The organism is Achromobacter sp. (assembly GCF_057314935.1).
In genome coordinates, this window is record NZ_DBHKZA010000073.1 from 14,309 (window position 1) to 30,258 (window position 15,950).

At 66.6% G+C, this 15,950-nt stretch carries 16 protein-coding genes; 3 read left to right on the forward strand and 13 right to left on the reverse strand.

The features are described 5' to 3' along the window. The 4 genes from ACO6D5_RS23170 to flgB form a co-directional block, all read right to left on the reverse strand. A partial coding sequence (locus tag ACO6D5_RS23170) for a flagellar hook-basal body complex protein (protein ID WP_485826664.1) occupies positions 1 to 787 on the reverse strand: 787 nt, incomplete at its 3' end. A 71-nt stretch (positions 788 to 858) separates the two neighbouring features. Beyond that, complete coding sequence (locus ACO6D5_RS23175) at positions 859 to 1,557, reverse strand: flagellar hook capping FlgD N-terminal domain-containing protein (RefSeq protein ID WP_315846744.1); 699 nt, start codon at positions 1,555 to 1,557, stop codon at positions 859 to 861. Positions 1,558 to 1,577: 20 nt separating this feature from the next. Continuing rightward, positions 1,578 to 1,997, reverse strand: coding sequence for a flagellar basal body rod protein FlgC (gene flgC, locus ACO6D5_RS23180; protein WP_169274355.1), 420 nt, complete (start codon positions 1,995 to 1,997; stop codon positions 1,578 to 1,580). 22 nt (positions 1,998 to 2,019) lie between these two features. Next, positions 2,020 to 2,427 (reverse strand): flagellar basal body rod protein FlgB, encoded by a 408-nt coding sequence (gene flgB, locus ACO6D5_RS23185; RefSeq protein ID WP_315846745.1) that lies wholly within the window; start codon positions 2,425 to 2,427, stop codon positions 2,020 to 2,022. A gap of 177 nt (positions 2,428 to 2,604) precedes the next feature. On the opposite strand from flgB, the gene flgA reads away from it, so the two are divergent. From flgA to ACO6D5_RS23200, 3 genes are all read left to right on the forward strand, one after another. Further along, positions 2,605 to 3,321, forward strand: a complete 717-nt coding sequence (flgA, locus tag ACO6D5_RS23190) for a flagellar basal body P-ring formation chaperone FlgA (protein ID WP_485826665.1) — start codon at positions 2,605 to 2,607, stop codon at positions 3,319 to 3,321. 127 nt (positions 3,322 to 3,448) lie between these two features. Next, a complete protein-coding gene (gene flgM / locus ACO6D5_RS23195) occupies positions 3,449 to 3,742 on the forward strand; it encodes a flagellar biosynthesis anti-sigma factor FlgM (RefSeq protein ID WP_006224590.1) in 294 nt (97 codons plus the stop codon). Positions 3,743 to 3,780: 38 nt separating this feature from the next. Continuing rightward, a complete protein-coding gene (locus tag ACO6D5_RS23200) occupies positions 3,781 to 4,257 on the forward strand; it encodes a flagellar protein FlgN (RefSeq protein WP_315846747.1) in 477 nt (158 codons plus the stop codon). 83 nt (positions 4,258 to 4,340) lie between these two features. Here ACO6D5_RS23200 and flhF read toward each other — a convergent pair whose 3' ends face one another. From flhF to ACO6D5_RS23245, 9 genes are all read right to left on the reverse strand, one after another. Next, positions 4,341 to 7,205, reverse strand: a complete 2,865-nt coding sequence (gene flhF / locus ACO6D5_RS23205; protein WP_485826666.1) for a flagellar biosynthesis GTPase FlhF — start codon at positions 7,203 to 7,205, stop codon at positions 4,341 to 4,343. Continuing rightward, positions 7,202 to 9,322, reverse strand: a complete 2,121-nt coding sequence (gene flhA, locus ACO6D5_RS23210; protein WP_315846749.1) for a flagellar biosynthesis protein FlhA — start codon at positions 9,320 to 9,322, stop codon at positions 7,202 to 7,204. The genes flhF and flhA overlap by 4 nt, the downstream gene beginning before the upstream one ends. 3 nt (positions 9,323 to 9,325) lie before the next feature. Beyond that, on the reverse strand, positions 9,326 to 10,480 hold the full coding sequence (gene flhB, locus ACO6D5_RS23215) for a flagellar biosynthesis protein FlhB (protein WP_315846750.1): 1,155 nt from the start codon (positions 10,478 to 10,480) through the stop codon (positions 9,326 to 9,328). Between the two features lie 185 nt (positions 10,481 to 10,665). Further along, the gene (locus ACO6D5_RS23220) at positions 10,666 to 12,213 is read right to left on the reverse strand and encodes a methyl-accepting chemotaxis protein (RefSeq protein WP_485826667.1); all 1,548 of its coding nucleotides are present in this window, start codon (positions 12,211 to 12,213) and stop codon (positions 10,666 to 10,668) included. Between the two features lie 220 nt (positions 12,214 to 12,433). Next, positions 12,434 to 13,069 (reverse strand): protein phosphatase CheZ, encoded by a 636-nt coding sequence (gene cheZ, locus ACO6D5_RS23225; RefSeq protein ID WP_315846751.1) that lies wholly within the window; start codon positions 13,067 to 13,069, stop codon positions 12,434 to 12,436. An 8-nt stretch (positions 13,070 to 13,077) separates the two neighbouring features. Next, the gene (cheY, locus tag ACO6D5_RS23230; protein ID WP_008159684.1) at positions 13,078 to 13,467 is read right to left on the reverse strand and encodes a chemotaxis response regulator CheY; all 390 of its coding nucleotides are present in this window, start codon (positions 13,465 to 13,467) and stop codon (positions 13,078 to 13,080) included. A gap of 50 nt (positions 13,468 to 13,517) precedes the next feature. Beyond that, positions 13,518 to 14,576 (reverse strand): protein-glutamate methylesterase/protein-glutamine glutaminase, encoded by a 1,059-nt coding sequence (locus ACO6D5_RS23235; protein WP_006224582.1) that lies wholly within the window; start codon positions 14,574 to 14,576, stop codon positions 13,518 to 13,520. Between the two features lie 20 nt (positions 14,577 to 14,596). Beyond that, the gene (locus ACO6D5_RS23240) at positions 14,597 to 15,451 is read right to left on the reverse strand and encodes a CheR family methyltransferase (RefSeq protein ID WP_315134899.1); all 855 of its coding nucleotides are present in this window, start codon (positions 15,449 to 15,451) and stop codon (positions 14,597 to 14,599) included. 8 nt (positions 15,452 to 15,459) lie between these two features. Beyond that, on the reverse strand, positions 15,460 to 15,950 hold a 491-nt coding region (locus ACO6D5_RS23245), incomplete at its 5' end, for a methyl-accepting chemotaxis protein (RefSeq protein ID WP_485826668.1).

Below are 15,950 nucleotides of genomic sequence, written 5' to 3' on the forward strand. Positions count from 1 at the left end.
GCGACGCGTTCGTGTAGCTGCTGGAGATCGTCGGGTCGAACGGGCGGCCGATTTCGGTGACTGCCGCGGTGTAGTTCACATAACCGGGGACCTGGGTAATGTCGCCGGTGGTCACGGCACCCGTCGCGTCAACGGTGATGAGGTTGGGTGCGGCACCATAGGTGCCATCGGGCGGCTGATTGACCCATTGGATCGCGCCTGCGCCATCACGCTTGAAAAAGTACTGTGTTGCCGGCAAAGGCGGAGTCGTGCCCGTCAAAGTTACCGACCCATTGACTTCGGGCGAGGTTATCGTATCCGTCAGGTACACCACCTTGGCATTGGCGTCCAGGTTGGCCACGGTCGTGCCGGTGCTGGTGGCCTGCGGGGCCACGTTGGCGGTCGGCAACTGCAGCTCGGTCGGATTCGCGCCGATCGCGCCGGCGGGGTAGCCCGTCATGCGGTAGCCCTGCGCGTTCACGATGAAATTGTTCTTGTCGACCAGGAATTCGCCGTTGCGGGTGTACATCACCGCGCCGCTCTGGTCGGTCACACGGAACATGCCCTTCGCGCCGTCGATGGCGATGTCGTAATCGCCGCCACCACCCTGCACCGTACCCACCGTGAAGCGCTGCGTGATCGCCGACACCTTGACGCCCAGGCCCACGCGCGAGCTGGCGTACACGTCGGCAAACGACGCGGTCGACGACTTGAAGCCGACGGTGCCGGAGTTGGCGATGTTGTTGCCGATCACGTCCAGGTTCTGCGATGCGGCGTTCAAGCCGCTCAATCCTTGTCCGAAGCCCATGTTTTCTCTCGCTAATCTTTATCTAGTGAAGCCGCCGCGCATGCGCCGGCGCCGATTCAAATCCGCCCGGTTCAGGCGCCGATTACCTTACGCACGTCCAGCATGCTGGTCTGGCCGTCCAGGCCCAGATCCAGACGCAAGCCGTTGGTGGAATACGCCACGCTCTTGACCTGGCCGTAGCTCAGCACTTCCGCATTCACCTTCTTGCCATCGCCGTCGGTCGCCAGCACGGACACCGTGTACGCGCCCGCTTCCAGCGCCACGCCGCTGTCGTTCTTGCCGTCCCAGTTCAGCGTGTACACGCCGGTCTTCTGCTCGCCCATTTCGATGGTGCGCACGACCGCGCCGTTCGAATCCGAAATGCGGACCTGCACCTTCTGCGCATCGCCTTGCAGATCCAGGCCGTAGGGCGTGACCACGCGTTCGGCGGCGTTGTCGCCGTCCACGCCGACCTTCACCTTGGAACCGGGGATCAGCACGCCCTTGCCGATCATCGCCACGGCGTTCATCGACTGCGACACGTCGATCTGGCCGCTGATGGCCAGCATGGTGTTCTTCAGGTTGTTGATGCCTTCCACCGTGGAGATCTGCGCCAGCTGCGAGGTCAGCTCGGCGTTCTGCATGGGGTTCAGCGGATCCTGGTTCTGCAGCTGGGTCACCAGCAGCTTCAGGAACTGGTCCTGCAAGCCCTGCGCCGTGCTGGAGCCGTTGGCGCCGCTTTGCGCGAGGCCCAGGCCGGTGGTGCTGGTGTTCTGGTCGACGGTGGTCATGGATTCACTCTGTCAGAAAATTAGGATTGGCCGATGGTCAGCGTCTTTTGCATCAACGCCTTGGCGGTGTTGAGCACCTCGACGTTCGCCTGGTAGGACCGCGAAGCCGCGATCATGTTGACCGTTTCGGCCACCGGGTCGACGTTGGGCATGCTGATATAGCCCTGGGCATCGGCCAGCGGATGCTTGGGGTCGTAGACCTGCTTGAGGGGCGACGGATCCTGAATGACGCCCGCCACCCGGACGCCGCCGATCTCCTGCCCCATGGCCTGGCCGGCAGCCGGGTTGACCTGGAACACGACCTGGCGGGCGCGATACGGCTGCCCGTCCGGACCCACGACGCTGTCGGCGTTGGCCATGTTGCTGGCCGACACGTTCATGCGTTGCGACTGCGCGCTGAGCGCCGAACCGGCGATATCGAAAATGCTCAACAAGGACATTGCCTGTCGCTCCCTTTATGGATCAATCCTGAATGGCTGTCTGCATGGTCCGGATGCGACCGGAGATCATCTGCATGGTGCTTTGGTAGTGCAACGTGTTGTCGGCGAACTGCACGCGCTCGATATCCATGTCCACGGTGTTGCCATCCATGCTGGGCTGGTACGGCAGGCGGTACAGCAGCTCGGTCGGGCCCTGCGACACGGCCTTGGCGGGGATGTGGCGCGCCGAGGTCAGCGCCAGCGACGTGTCCGGCAGGCGCATGGAGCCTTCCATCGCGGTCTGCATGGCCGCCTTGAAGTCAAAGTCGCGGGCCTTGTAGTTGGGCGTGTCGGCGTTGGCGATGTTCGACGACAGCACTTCCTGACGCTGCGCGCGCAGTCCCAAGGCCTGCTGGTAGAACCGGAAATCTTCGTTAAGCCTGTCTAGCATCGTGGCGCCTTCGTGCGTTGCAATACGGATAGAGCAAGGGACTTCGGACGCACCGTTATCCCATTGGATGACGGCATCATAGGGGCCGCCGGCAAAACACAATCAGCCAAATAACCCGCCATTTCTCATCCAATTCACGTATTGCCGAACGGCGCGGACTCCTACAATTCATCCATCATGAAAATCTCCGCACGACATCTCCGCGCGCGCGCCGGCTGCCTGATCGCCCTGGCCCTGGCCTCCTTCGGGACCGCCCAGGCCCAGGACGCCGCCAGCCAGGCGCCCGAGGCGATCGCCGCGGCGGCGCAGAGCTATCTGCTGGACCAATTGGCCGGACTGCCGGGGCAACCCGCTGTCTCCATCGACCCGCCGCGCGCCGAACGCCTGGCGCCCTGCGACGCCATGTCCCCATTTATGCCGTCGGGCATGAAGCTGCGCTCGCGCATGACGGTCGGGGTGCGCTGCAATGCGCCCAAGCCATGGACCACGTATGTGCAGGCGACCGTCAGCGTCCCCGGCTACTATTACGTCGCGTCGCGGATGATCTCGGCCGGCCAGGCACTGACGCCGGACGACCTTTCCCCCCGGGACGGCGATCTGGTGTCGCTCCCGCCCGGCGCCATCACCGATCCCCAGACCGTCGTCGGCATGACGGCCGCCTACCGGATCAACGCCGGACAACCGGTCCGCGGATCGTCGTTGCGCAACGCCCAATCCGTGGTCCGCGGCTCCAACGTCCGGATCAATGCGCGCGGCAACGGCTTCGTGGTCAGCAGCGAAGGCCAGGCGCTGGACAACGCTGCACCCGGCGCGATGGTCCAGGTGCGCACGGCTAGCGGCCAGGTGGTCAGCGGCGTGGTCAGGAATGCGGGGCTGGTTGAAATACAACTGTAGGCAATGTTACAAATCGCGCTGCGCCAGCTGACGGCCTGCCCTAAAGTTCGTTCCGGCCCTGCCGTTACAGAGACATAAGTAGGCGGATCCGTCGCAAACCGACCCAGGACGCCCTGCGGAGAAAACCTTGAAAATCAATTCGACCACCAACCGGCCCATTTCTGCCGACGCCGTTGCCCAACGCCCGGATTCCGCGGTTGCGCAGGCGTACGGCGCCAGCAATGGCAGCGGCTCCAGCAGCTCGCAAGTGGCGTTGAGCTCGGCGTCGCGCAAGATGCTGGCCCTGCAAGACGGCTCGAACGACATCAACGTCGAGCGCGTGGCCGCCATTCGCGCCGCGATTGCTTCGGGCCAGTTGAAGATCGACACCGGCAAGATCGCCGACAGCCTGATCGCCAGCGCCCGCGATCTGCTGAAGTAATTCTCCGTTCACCGCCCTACCGCCTTCGAAGCACGATCATGAACCCCGTCGATTCCCTCCAGTCCTGCATGCGGCAGGAAGATGCCCTGATCTCCGAGTTCTCGACCATTCTGGAAGAAGAGACCGAAGTGCTGGTGGGCCCGGGGAACGTCGGCGCGCTGCAGGCCATCACCGACCGCAAGGGGCGCATTGCCCAGCAGCTGGTCGACCTGAGCGAAACCCGGGACGGCCTGCTGGCTGAAATCGGCCTGCCCGTCGGGCACGCCGGCACGGAGCAAGCCGCCGTGCTGCACCCGCAGTTATCCGAGATCTGGCAAGCGCTGCTGACCAAATCGGCCTCGGCCAACGAGATCAACATGCGCAACGGCGCCCTGATCGACGTGCACCTGCGCTATACCCAGCAGTCGCTGGACGCGCTGCGCAACATCAATGGCGTGGGCGTCCCCGCCACGTACGACGCGCAAGGCCGCGGGGCGCGCGGCGCCCCGGGCCGCAAGCCGATCGTGGCGGGCTGACCGCCCTTTCGTGTCCTTTTTGCTTCGGCAATAAAAAGGCGGCGCCATGCGCCGCCTTTTTATTGGGTGGACCCGCAGCGGGATTACGCGCCGCCGGTCATTTCCAGCATCGCGAACATCTTCAGGATCGCCACGGGCAACATCCGGCCCGACAGCTTGCGCTCCGAACCCACAATGCCCGACAACGGCCCCCGCACCACGTCGGCGGACGGTGAGTGCGCCATCTGCCAGCAGGCGGCGCCCAACTGGCCCGCCATCAAGGCCTGCCGCGCCAGGGTATGCGCGCCGTCGACCGCCGGCAACGCCTGCCAGGCATTCGCCATGTAGCGGAACCCGGCGCGCGCCTCATCCTGCAGTACCAGCCAGCGCGCCACGGTAGCGGCATCGGCCTGGGACGCCGGCAGGTTCGTCAAACCGAACAGTTGCGCCGCGATGTCGCCGCTTTCGGTATCGATCAGCCGCGCGCACACCAGGCGCGTCGCTGCCCCGTCGCGGTTCTTGCCCGGCAAGGCGACTTCCGTGCCCGATGCCCATAGCGCGAGCGGCACCCGTTTGCCGGCTTTTTCGGTCAGCAAACCCGGCATGTCGCCCGGCTGGCCTACCGGCAGATAACCCACGCTCTTGCCGACCGCATTCAGATTGGTGGGGCATTCGTCCTGGACCACCCGCATGCCGCCGGGGCAACGCGCCACCCACGATGCGCCCTGCCCGGTCAAGGACTGCCACAGGCCGGACGTGCCCGCCTCAAGCAGATGCACCAACGGCAGCCGCGGCAGCTGTTCGCCCAGCCAACGCACGCGGGCCTCCAGCGCCAGGACCGCGTCCGGCTGGCCCGGCGCGGCAGGCGCGAACGACGTCAACATGCCGTGCGCCAACGCCAGCTGCTGCGCGGGCGCCGCCAGGGCAGCGCCGCGGTCGCTCATCAGCAGCGCGCCCAACAGCGTGCCGCCGGGCAACCCTTCGCCCTTCATGGCCGTCTTGCCGTGCATGGCCAGCAGGTGGCGGTGGCAGGTGGCCGAGAATTCGCGCCGCACCATCGCCAGCGGCTCGTCGCCCAGCGCGGCCAGGCTTGCGCCCGCCCCGTCGCCGACGTACTCGCGCCAGGAGGCCCGTGCCTGCGCGCAGGCCGGATCGCTGTCCAGCATGGCGATCGTATCGTCCAGATTCTGCGCGGCCGCGATAGATGCCGAACCGCCCTGCGGACGCAGGATCGCGGACGCCAGCAACTGGCGGCGGCGCGCCGGATCCACCGCATCGGCCTCGCGGGCGGCCGGCGCCAGCGACGCCAGGTCGGCTTCACTGGGCGTGTACAGCGCGCGGGCACGCTCGACCATCGCGAAGGCCCGGTCGATCAGCAGGTCGGCGCGCGCAAGCTCCATGTGCTCGGGCACCTTCTGCCCGACCGACATATAGTGGATCGGCAGCCGGTGGCGGATCGCCGTGTCCAGCGCGGCACCCAAGCGCGTGGCCTCATCCAGTTTGGTGATGATGCAGCCGGCCACATCCTCGCCCACGCCGTTGCGGTAGGCGTGCGCCACTTCGTCCAACGTGTCGCCCTGGCTGGCAGCGTTCAGCACCAGCAGGCGGCGCACCGGCTTGCCGGCGTTGCACAGCATGGCGGCCTGCTCGGCCACCAGGCGGTCACGCTGGCTGATGCCCGTGGTGTCGATCAGCACGATCTTGCGGTTGCCCAGTTCGGCCAGGATGCGGCGCAACTCGCCGGCATCCCGCACCGAGTGCGCCGGCACGCCCATCAGGCGGCCATAGATCTGCAATTGTTCCAGGGCGCCGATCCGGAACAGGTCCGTGGTCAGCATCGCGACCTGGTCGCGGCCTTCGCGCGCCACGCAGCGGGCGGCCAGTTTGGCCAGCGTCGTGGTCTTGCCGACGCCGGTCGGGCCCACCAGCGCGTAGGCGCCGCCGGCCAGGAATTCGTCTTCGGAGGCGACGACCGGCAAGTGCGTCACCAGCTCGTTGCGTGCCCATGACTGGGCGGCGTCCGCCGTCATGCCTTGCGGCAGCCGGTCCACCAGCGCGCGCACCAGCTTCGTGCTGAATCCGGCGTCCAGCAGGCTACGGAACAGCGCGGCGGCAGCGGGTTCTCGGCCCGAGCCCGGGCGGCCGCCCCACAGCAGGCCATCCATGCGGGTTTCCAATGCGCCCCGCAACGCGCTGATGGCATCTTGCAACCCGGCGGCCGTATCGGTCGGCAGCGCGGCGGCAGGCATGGCGGGCGGCTGGCGCAACGGCGCATCGGGCATCCGGGCCATGGAAGGCGCGGCGGCCGCGGCCATGGGTGCGGGCACGGCTGCGGATCCCGGCATAGGCATGGCGGCAGGTGACGGCGTGGCCCCTGCTGCGGACGCAAGCCCGGACCCGGCGGCAGGCGCCGGGGCAGCGGGCGCTGCCGGCCGGGTCGGCGGCAATGCGGGCAACTCCACCCGCGTCGCAACCGCTGCCGGCTGTGCAGGGGCAGGCGCAGGCTGCAGCGCCGTCGGATAGGGCGCGGCCGGGGCGGCGGAAGCGCCAGTGGCGACTTCAGGCGCAGCGTCTTCTTCCGGCATTGCCGACGAGGCGAAGGCCGACTGGTACGCAGCGATCGACCGGGAAGGCGCGGCATAGCCCGTCTGCGGCATGGCGGCAGGCGCGACGGGCGCAGCGGGCGCCGCATACGACCGCGGGGCGGGTGCCGGCGCACTGGCCGGCGCGCTTGCCGGAGCCTGGGGCTGCGACAGCGCACGCGTATCCGCGGCCGGGGAATACGGGGTGGCGTCCCGCTGCGGCGTCCCGGCAGCCGCATCGTCAAACGCGCCCTCGACGGTGGCCAGCACTTCTACGCCGCCATCCACGCTGCGGTTCGAGACGATCAGCGCGTCCGGCCCCAGCACTTGGCGCACCTGGCGCATCACTTCACGGCTGTTGACGCCAAAAAAGCGGCTTATCTTCATGGCCCATTGCTCCCGCCGATCAGCGCGGTCACGCGGACCATGCGCTCATCGGGTATTTCAGTATTCGACAACACGCCCAACTGCGGCAGGTGATGGCGCAAGAAGCGCGACAGCGGCGCACGCAGCACCGGCGACACCAGCAGCACCGGCGCGTTGCCTTGCGACTCCTGGCGCTCGACCGCCGCCTGCGTTTCTCGCAGCAAGGTGTCCGCCAGGCCGGGCTCCAGCCCGCCGGTGCTGGTCATGGCCTGCGACAGCACGCGTTCCAGCTTCACATCCAGGCCGATGACCCGCAGCTCGCCCTCGCCCGGGAACCATTGCTGCGTGATCGCGCGGCCCAGCGAACGGCGGGTCAGCATGATCAATTCGTTGATGTCGGGCTGGCCGCCCGCGCCGGCCGCCTGCGCCGCCAGGCGCGGGCCGTGTTCGGACAGCGTATCGATGATGGTCCGCATGTCGCGGATCGGCACTTCTTCGGACAACAGGCCTTGCAGCACCTTCTGCAGCGCAGTCAGCGACAGCGTCTTCGGCACCAGGTCCTCGACCAGCTTGGGCGCATCGCGGCCGATGCGGTCCAGCAGTTGCTGGACTTCCTGGCGGCCCAGCAGGTTCGAGCCGTGGCGGTGCATCAAGTGGTTCAAGTGCGTGGCCACCACCGTTCCGGCATCCACCACGGTGTAGCCCGCCACCTGGGCCTGGTCGCGCAGGCCGCCGTCGATCCATAGCGCTGGCAGGCCGAACGCGGGGTCGGTGGTGGGCGTGCCCTTGATCTGGATGGTGACGCCACCCGGGTCGATGGCCAGCCACTGGCCCGGCATCGCCACGCCGTGGCCCACTTCCACGCCCGACAGCAGGATCCGGTAGTCGTTGGGCTTGAGTTCCAGGTTGTCGCGGATGTGCACGACGGGCGGCAGGAAGCCGACGTCTTGCGCGAACTTCTTGCGCAGGCTGCGGATCCGGTGCAGCAATTCGCCGTTCTGGGCGTGGTCCACCAGCGGAATCAGCCGGTAGCCCACTTCCAGGCCCAGCTGGTCCACCATGGACACGTCGTCCCAACTGGCTTCGGCAGCGGCGGCTTGCGCCTGCGTGACCGCTTGCGGCGGGATCTGCTCGGCGGCCTGCGCCGCCTTCTGCCTGCGTTTGTGCAGCATCCAGCCGCCCCAGCCCAGCGCGCCTGCCAGCGACAGGAAGGCGATGTGCGGCATGTTCGGGATCATGCCCATGATGCCGATGATGCCGGCCGTCAGGAACAGCACGGCGGGGTTCGAGAACAGCTGGCTGATGATCTGCTGGCCGATGTCCTGGTCGGTGGACACGCGGGACACGACCACGCCGGCGGCGGTCGAGATCACCAGCGCCGGGATCTGCGCGACCAGGCCGTCGCCGATCGTCAGCAGCGTGTAGACGCGGGCCGAATCGCTCATCGACATGTCGTGTTGCGCCACGCCCACGATCAGGCCGCCGATGATGTTGATCGCCATGATCAGCAGGCCGGCGATGGCGTCGCCGCGCACGAACTTGCTGGCGCCGTCCATCGAGCCGAAGAAGTCCGACTCCTGCGAGACCTCGGCACGGCGGCGGCGGGCCTCGTCTTCGCCGATCAGTCCCGCGTTCAGGTCGGCGTCGATCGCCATCTGCTTGCCGGGCATGGCGTCCAGGGTGAAGCGCGCGCCGACTTCGGCGATGCGGCCGGCACCCTTGGTGATGACGATGAAGTTGATGATGGTCAGGATCACGAACACGATGATCCCGACGGCGAAGTTGCCGCCTACCAGGAAGTGGCCGAACGCCTCGATCACCTTGCCCGCCGCGTCCGGGCCGGTATGGCCGTTGAGCAGCACGACGCGGGTCGACGCCACGTTCAGCGACAGGCGCAGCAAGGTGGCGAACAGCAGGACGGCCGGGAACGCGGCGAAGTCCAGCGGCTTCTTCGTGAACATGGCCACCAGCAGGATCATCACGGACAACGCGATGTTGAAGGTGAACAGCAAGTCCAGCAGGAACGTGGGCAGGGGCAGCACCATCATGCCCAGCACCATCACGATCAGGATCGGACCCGCCAGAAGCCGCGCATGGCCGGCTCCGCTACTCTTCAACATGGTGAGCAAAGCGCTCATTCCTTAAACTCCTTGTGCTGCGGTGTTTGCCTGCGGGTCCAGTGCGGCGGGCACGGCCAGTCGGGTCGGGGCGGTCGGTTCGACCCCCCATCCCGAGCGCCACGAACGCAGCTGGAAGACCCACGCCAGCACTTCCGCCACCGCGGTATATAGCTCGCCCGGGATTTCTTGTCCCAGTTCGACGTGTTGATGCAATGCGCGCGCCAGCGGCGGCGCTTCCAATGTGGGGACCCGGTGCTCGGCGGCCAGTTCGCGGATCTTGGCCGCGATCAGCCCCGTGCCCTTGGCGATGACGCGCGGCGCGCCGCTCTTTTCCTCGTCGTACTTCAGCGCCACGGCGTAATGCGTCGGGTTGGTCACCACGACGTCCGCCTTCGGCACTTCCGACATCATCCGGCGCCGCGCCGCCTGGCGCTGCTGCTGGCGGATGCGCGCCTTCACGTGCGGGTCGCCTTCGCTTTCCTTATGTTCCTGGCGCACGTCTTCCTTGGACATGCGCAGCTTTTTCAGGTGGCTCCAGATCTGCCACGGCACGTCCAGCATCACGATGATCAGCAGGGACGCCACGATGAAGGCGCAGCACAGCGCCACCAGCGACAGCGCCTTGATCAGGGCGGCCGACGGCGCCACGTGCATCAGGCTGAGCATGTCGTCGTGGTAGCGCCAGATGACCCAGACGGCCACGCCGCCCACCAGCAGGGCTTTGGCCAACGCCTTGATCAGTTCCACGACGGTCTGCGATGAGAACATCCGCTTCAACCCGGCAAAAAGGCTGAGCTTCGAGAAATTCGCCTGCAGCGGCTTGCCGGAAATGACGATGCCCCCCAGCAGCACGCTGGACAGGACCGCCACCACCACCAGCACGCCGAACACCGGCAGGGTCGCCAGCAACGCGTGGCCGAATCCGCTGACCGCCAGTTCCACCATCACGCCGGGGTCGGTCACGATACGCTGATCGAACGCCAGCCCATTGCGCAAGACGCCGCTCAGGCCCTGATACAGCGTGCCGCCGCCCATCCAGATCACCGCGACACCGGCGGCCAGCATCATGAACGTGCCCAATTCCCGGGAACGCGCAATCTGCCCCTCCTCGCGCGCCTTTTCCAGGCGCCTGGGAGAGGCGGCTTCGGATTTTTCGAGGTCGCTTTCTTCGGCCATGCTCTGCGGTGTCGTTGCGGCTCGCGGATTTTCGGATTACGAGCTGCCCGCCGAGATTCTAGGAGGCCCCGGGGTTTGGCGATCACCCAAGAAAAGGGGGGAAAGCGGCGCTATTCCCGGATGCGCCACGGGCCCGGGCGCCCGCCCTTGTCCGGATGCCCGGCGGCGGGTGCCTGCCAGCCCGGTCAGCGCGCCGCCGAAACGGCCTCGCGCAGCGGCGCCGCGCCTTCCAGCGCGGCCTGGAAGCGCACGTAATCCAGGCCGATGCGCACGGCGCCCCAGTGTTCCGGCCCCAAATAAAGGGGAACCGAAATGTCGTTGACGATTTCGCCGGTGTCCCGCGAGTAGGTCTGAAACAGGATCGACCCCGTGTTGGCGGCCAGGCGCGCGCCGACGGGGTCGTCGAAAATCCGCTTGTGCCGTACCCGGGCAATATCGACGGCCGCGTCGCCCGTGGGTTCATTTGAGAACCGGCTGTTGTGCGCCGGCGCGTAACCCCGGCTATCCACGAGGATCGTGTAGATCCCGCCTGGCACCGCCTCCAGCACACTGTCCAGCAACCGGGTCAGGGGCCCTTCGATGGCCCGGTCGTACAGGGTGTGGTAGCGCGCCGGCTCACTGCCGGGGATGCGCTGATAGTGCCGGTCGAACACGTCCACCCCGCGGCGGCGCGCGTCGTCCAGCAAGTGGACGGCCGCAGCCCGGAAATCGTCGACGGCGTCGGACAGGTGGTCGAACGCGGTGTTGCCGGTGCGCATGTCGGCCAGCACTTCCTGCACGCTTTCGGTCTGGCGGCGGATGCGGTCGATCTCGCCCGACATGTGACCCACGCGCTCCAGCACGTCGGCGCTCAGCGCCGCGATGCGTCCGACTTCCTGGCTCATGCCGTGGTTGGTGGCGTCGACGTCGCCGATCGCCTGCACCACTTCGCCCACCTGGCGGTTCATGCTGTCGAAGTCGTGCACGAAACGTTGGAAGTCGGCGCATGTGCGGTCCAGCACTGCGCCGGAGGCGTCCACGTCGTCGCGCAACGTGCCCGTCTGCCGCTGGGTGGTATCCACCAGGTCCAGCATCTCGGCCGTGTGCCGGCCGATATCGCTGGTGGCGGCATTCACCCGTTCGGCCAGCCGGCCGACCTCGCTGGCGACCACGGCGAATCCGCGGCCCGCGTCCCCGGCCCTGGCCGCCTCGACGCCCGCGTTCAACGCCAGCAACTGCGTCTGCAAGGCAATGTCCTTGATCAGCTTGCTGATGTCGCCCACGGAACGCGCACGCCCGGTCAACTGCGCCACCACCTCGGTGAACGCGGCCATCTCGCGCGTCATGCGGTCCACGCGCGCTTTCACGTCGGACAGCTCCGCCAGTGCCTGCTCGGCCGCGAGCAGGTTCCGGCCTGAAACCTGGGCGATCTCACGGGCATGGCCGGAGGTGGACGCGGACAACGCGGCGATCTGCGCACCGCTGTCGACCAGCGCGCCCGCCGCCCGCGCCTGTTCCTGCGCCAGCAGCGAGCAGCGCCCCGCCTGGAACTGCGTGCGGGCCGCGTTCAATGCGATTTCAATGCTGGATTGCCGCACGGTCATGATCCGCCGGCGGATCTGCCCCAGAAAGCGGTGCAGGGAAAAGGCGGCGGGACTGATCGGCAGCGTACGATCCGACAGCATGGCGTCGCCGCGGTTAAGCCGGCGCAACAACCCCCACATGCCGCCCAAGCGGAATACGGATCTGGCCAAGATGGACCTCCTTGTGCTGGCCCGGATCGCCTTCTATGGGCATCCGTTGCCTGGCGCGCTTCGCGCGCGCCATGTCTCTTGCTGCAAGGCCCCGTTTTTTCTTATGGCGGGAAGTCTATCGATCAGGCGGCGTTTTCGCCCTTAGGGAATACGTTCATGCGCGCGGACTGCAGGGGCCGCGCACCGCCGGCGGCAAGGCCTGGCGGTACGGCGGGATCGGTCAGAAGCCCAGGCTGGCCAGCAGGTCGTCGACCTGGTCCTGGCTGGTAACGACGTCCGTCTTGCCCTGCGGGCTGATCTGCGGTCCGTTGAGCAGGCTGTTGGCTTCATCGCGGCGCTCTTGCGGCACGTTGTCCAGCAGCACTTGCAGCAGTTCGCGTTCGATCGCGCCCACCACGTCCATCATGCGCATGATGACCTGGCCCGTCAGATCCTGGAAATCCTGCGCCATGATGATTTCCATCAGCTTGGACTGGGTCTGCTGCGTCTGCTTGGGCACATCCGTCAGGAATGCGCGCGTGTCCTTCACCAGTTCGCGGGCTTCCGGCAGTTCGAGCGGCTGGTCATACCACTGCTGCCAGCGGGAATCCAGCGCCTGCGCCGACCGCGACATATTGTCCTGGATCGGGCCGGCCTGCTCGGTCGCGTTCAAGACGCGATTGGCGGCCTGCTCGGTCATCTGCGCCACATAGCGCAGGCGATCGCGGGCATCGGGAATCGCATTGGCCGCGTCCTTGATCGCCTGATCCAGGCCCAGTTCGCGCATGCTGTCGCGCAACATGCGCGTCAGCGAGGCAATGCGGTGGATCAGGTCAGGATTCTCCGCTGCGGGTTCAACGTTTTGCGTTGTGCTCATTGCACACCTCAGCCGGCAATTTTCTCGAAGATCTTGGTGAGCTTTTCTTCCAGCGTCGCCGCCGTGAAAGGCTTGACCACGTACCCGTTGGCGCCGGCCTGGGCCGCCGCCACGATGTTTTCCTTCTTGGCTTCGGCCGTCACCATCAGCACCGGCAACGAAGCCAGCGAGGCGTCGGCACGGATCTGCTTGAGCATTTCCAGGCCGTCGAGGTTGGGCATGTTCCAGTCGGACACGACGAACTGGAAGCCGCCGTTGCGCAGCTTTTCCAACCCGATCGCACCGTCCTCGGCCTCATCCACGTTCTCGAAACCCAGCTCTTTGAGCAGGTTGCGGATGATCCGCCGCATGGTGGGGAAGTCATCCACCACCAGAATCTTCAGGCCCTTGTCTACCATCTTTCACTCCAGAAAAAATTTGCTTGAGACCGATCGTGGATTCATCCGCGTCAAACGCGGTGTCCACGGTCGCCCAGGCGAGTCAGAATGCGTTCGCTGATTGCCGACAGCGCTACCACTTCATCCGCGGCGCCAATGGCGATGGCCTCCCGGGGCATGCCGAACACCACGCAGCTGGCTTCATCTTGCGCGATCGTATGGGCGCCCGCACGGTGCATGGCCAGCATGCCGGCGGCGCCGTCCTTGCCCATGCCGGTCAAGATGACGCCGATGGCGTTCTTGCCGGCGGCGATGGCGGCGGAATTGAACAACACGTCCACGGACGGACGGTGGCGGTTGACAGGTTCGCTGGCTTCGAGTTCGATCACGTAGTTGGCGCCGCTGCGGCCCAGCCGCATGTGCGTGTCGCCACCCGGCGCCAGGTAGACGTGGCCGGGCAAGACCCGGTCGCCGTGAACCGCTTCGCGCACCGTCACGGCGCACAGCGCGTCCAGGCGCTGCGCGAACGAGCGCGTGAAGCCGGCGGGCATGTGTTGCGTGATCAGGATGGCCGGGCTGTCCGGCGGCAGGGGCTGCAAGACTTCACGGATGGCTTCGGTGCCGCCCGTGGAGGCGCCCACGATCACCAGCTTTTCCGAGCTCGCCAGCGGCCGGCGCAACATGGGCGCGGGCGCGGCTTGCGGCGCATGCGGCGTCGGCGTGCGCAGCTTCGCCCGCGAGGCCGCCCGGATCTTGTCCGCGATGATTTCGGTGTATTCCAGCAGGCCGTCGCGGATGCCCAGCTTGGGCTTGGTCACGAAATCGATGGCGCCCAGTTCCAGTGCGCGCAGCGTGATTTCGCCGCCACGCTCCGTCAGCGACGACACCATCACGACCGGCATCGGCCGCAGGCGCATCAGCTTTTCCAGGAAATCCAGCCCGTCCATGCGGGGCATTTCAACGTCCAGCGTCAGCACGTCGGGGTTGTGGCGCTTGATCAGTTCGCGCGCCACCAGCGGATCCGGCGCGGTCGCGACCACTTCCATATCCGGCTGGCTGTTGATGATCTCCGTCATCAACCCGCGCACCAGCGCGGAGTCGTCCACACACAAAACGCTTATTTTTTTCATTGTCTGCTGCCTTGGCCCGTTCAGGCCTTACTCGCACATTCGTAGACCGTCTGCCCGCGCAGACGAAAATCCCGGCTGATGTAGGTGAAGTTCTCGGAGTGCCCGGCAAACAGCAGGCCGCCCGGCTTGAGCAGCGGCACAAAACGCTCCAGTATCTTCGCCTGCGTCGGCTTGTCGAAATAAATCATGACGTTGCGGCAGAAGATCACGTCGAACTTCTCGTTGATCGCCCAGGACGGCGCCAACAGGTTCAACGTTTCGTAGCGCACCATGTCGGCGATCTCGGGGCGTACCCGGACCTGGCCCGCGTTGGCGCCACGGCCCTTGAGGAAGAACCGCCTCAGGCGCTCGTCTTCCATCTTCGCCACCCGTTCGGCCGGGTACACCGCCGCCCGCGCCCGGTTCAACACGTTCGTGTCGATGTCGGTGGCAAGCACCGTGCAGGCGCTGGCGCGCGGCCCCATCGCCTCGACCAGCGTCATGGCGATGGAATACGGCTCTTCGCCCGTGGAAGCGGCACAGCACCACACCGACACCGGGCCGCCGCGCTTCTGCGCAAAATCGGCCAGGATGGGAAAGTGGTGCGACTCGCGGAAGAACGCCGTCAGATTGGTCGTGAGCGCATTGACGAAGTCTTCCCACTCGGCCGCGTCGGGCTCGTTTTCCAACTGGTCCAGATAGCTGCCGAAATCCTGCCGGCCCAGGGCGCGCAAGCGCCGAGCCAGCCGGCTGTAGACCATTTCGCGCTTGTGCGCGCCCAGCGAAATGCCGGCGCGCGCATGAATCATCTTGCGCACGCGGGAAAAGTCCGCGTCGCGGAAATCGAATTGGCGGTCCACCGGGATGGACGGCGCCGAAGTTGCTGCGGTTGCCACGACGCTCCTCAGTGCCCGAGCGCAAACGCGTCGGGCGCTTGCAAGCGAGAGTCGTCATCGGACGAGCGCGCCGAAGACAGGCGATGCGCCGGCACTTCGATGACTTCGCCTGCGTTGATCTTGAATACCGCAACCGCTTCCGCCAGCCGTTGGGCCTGTTCCTGCAGCGAACCTGCGGCAGCGGCAGCTTCTTCCACCAGGGCCGCGTTTTGCTGCGTCACCTCGTCCATCTGCGATACGGCGCGGTTGACCTGGTCGATACCGCTGGACTGCTCTTCGGAAGCCGCCGAGATCTCGCCCATGATGTCCGTCACGCGCTTGACCGAGGCCACGATCTCTTGCATCGTCGCGCCGGCGCGCTCCACTTGCTGCGAGCCCGCGCCCACCTTGGTGACCGAGTCCTCGATCAGGCCCTTGATTTCCTTGGCGGCTTGCGCGCTGCGCTGCGCCAGCGAGCGAACTTCGCCCGCCACCACCGCAAAGCCCTTGCCCTGCTCGC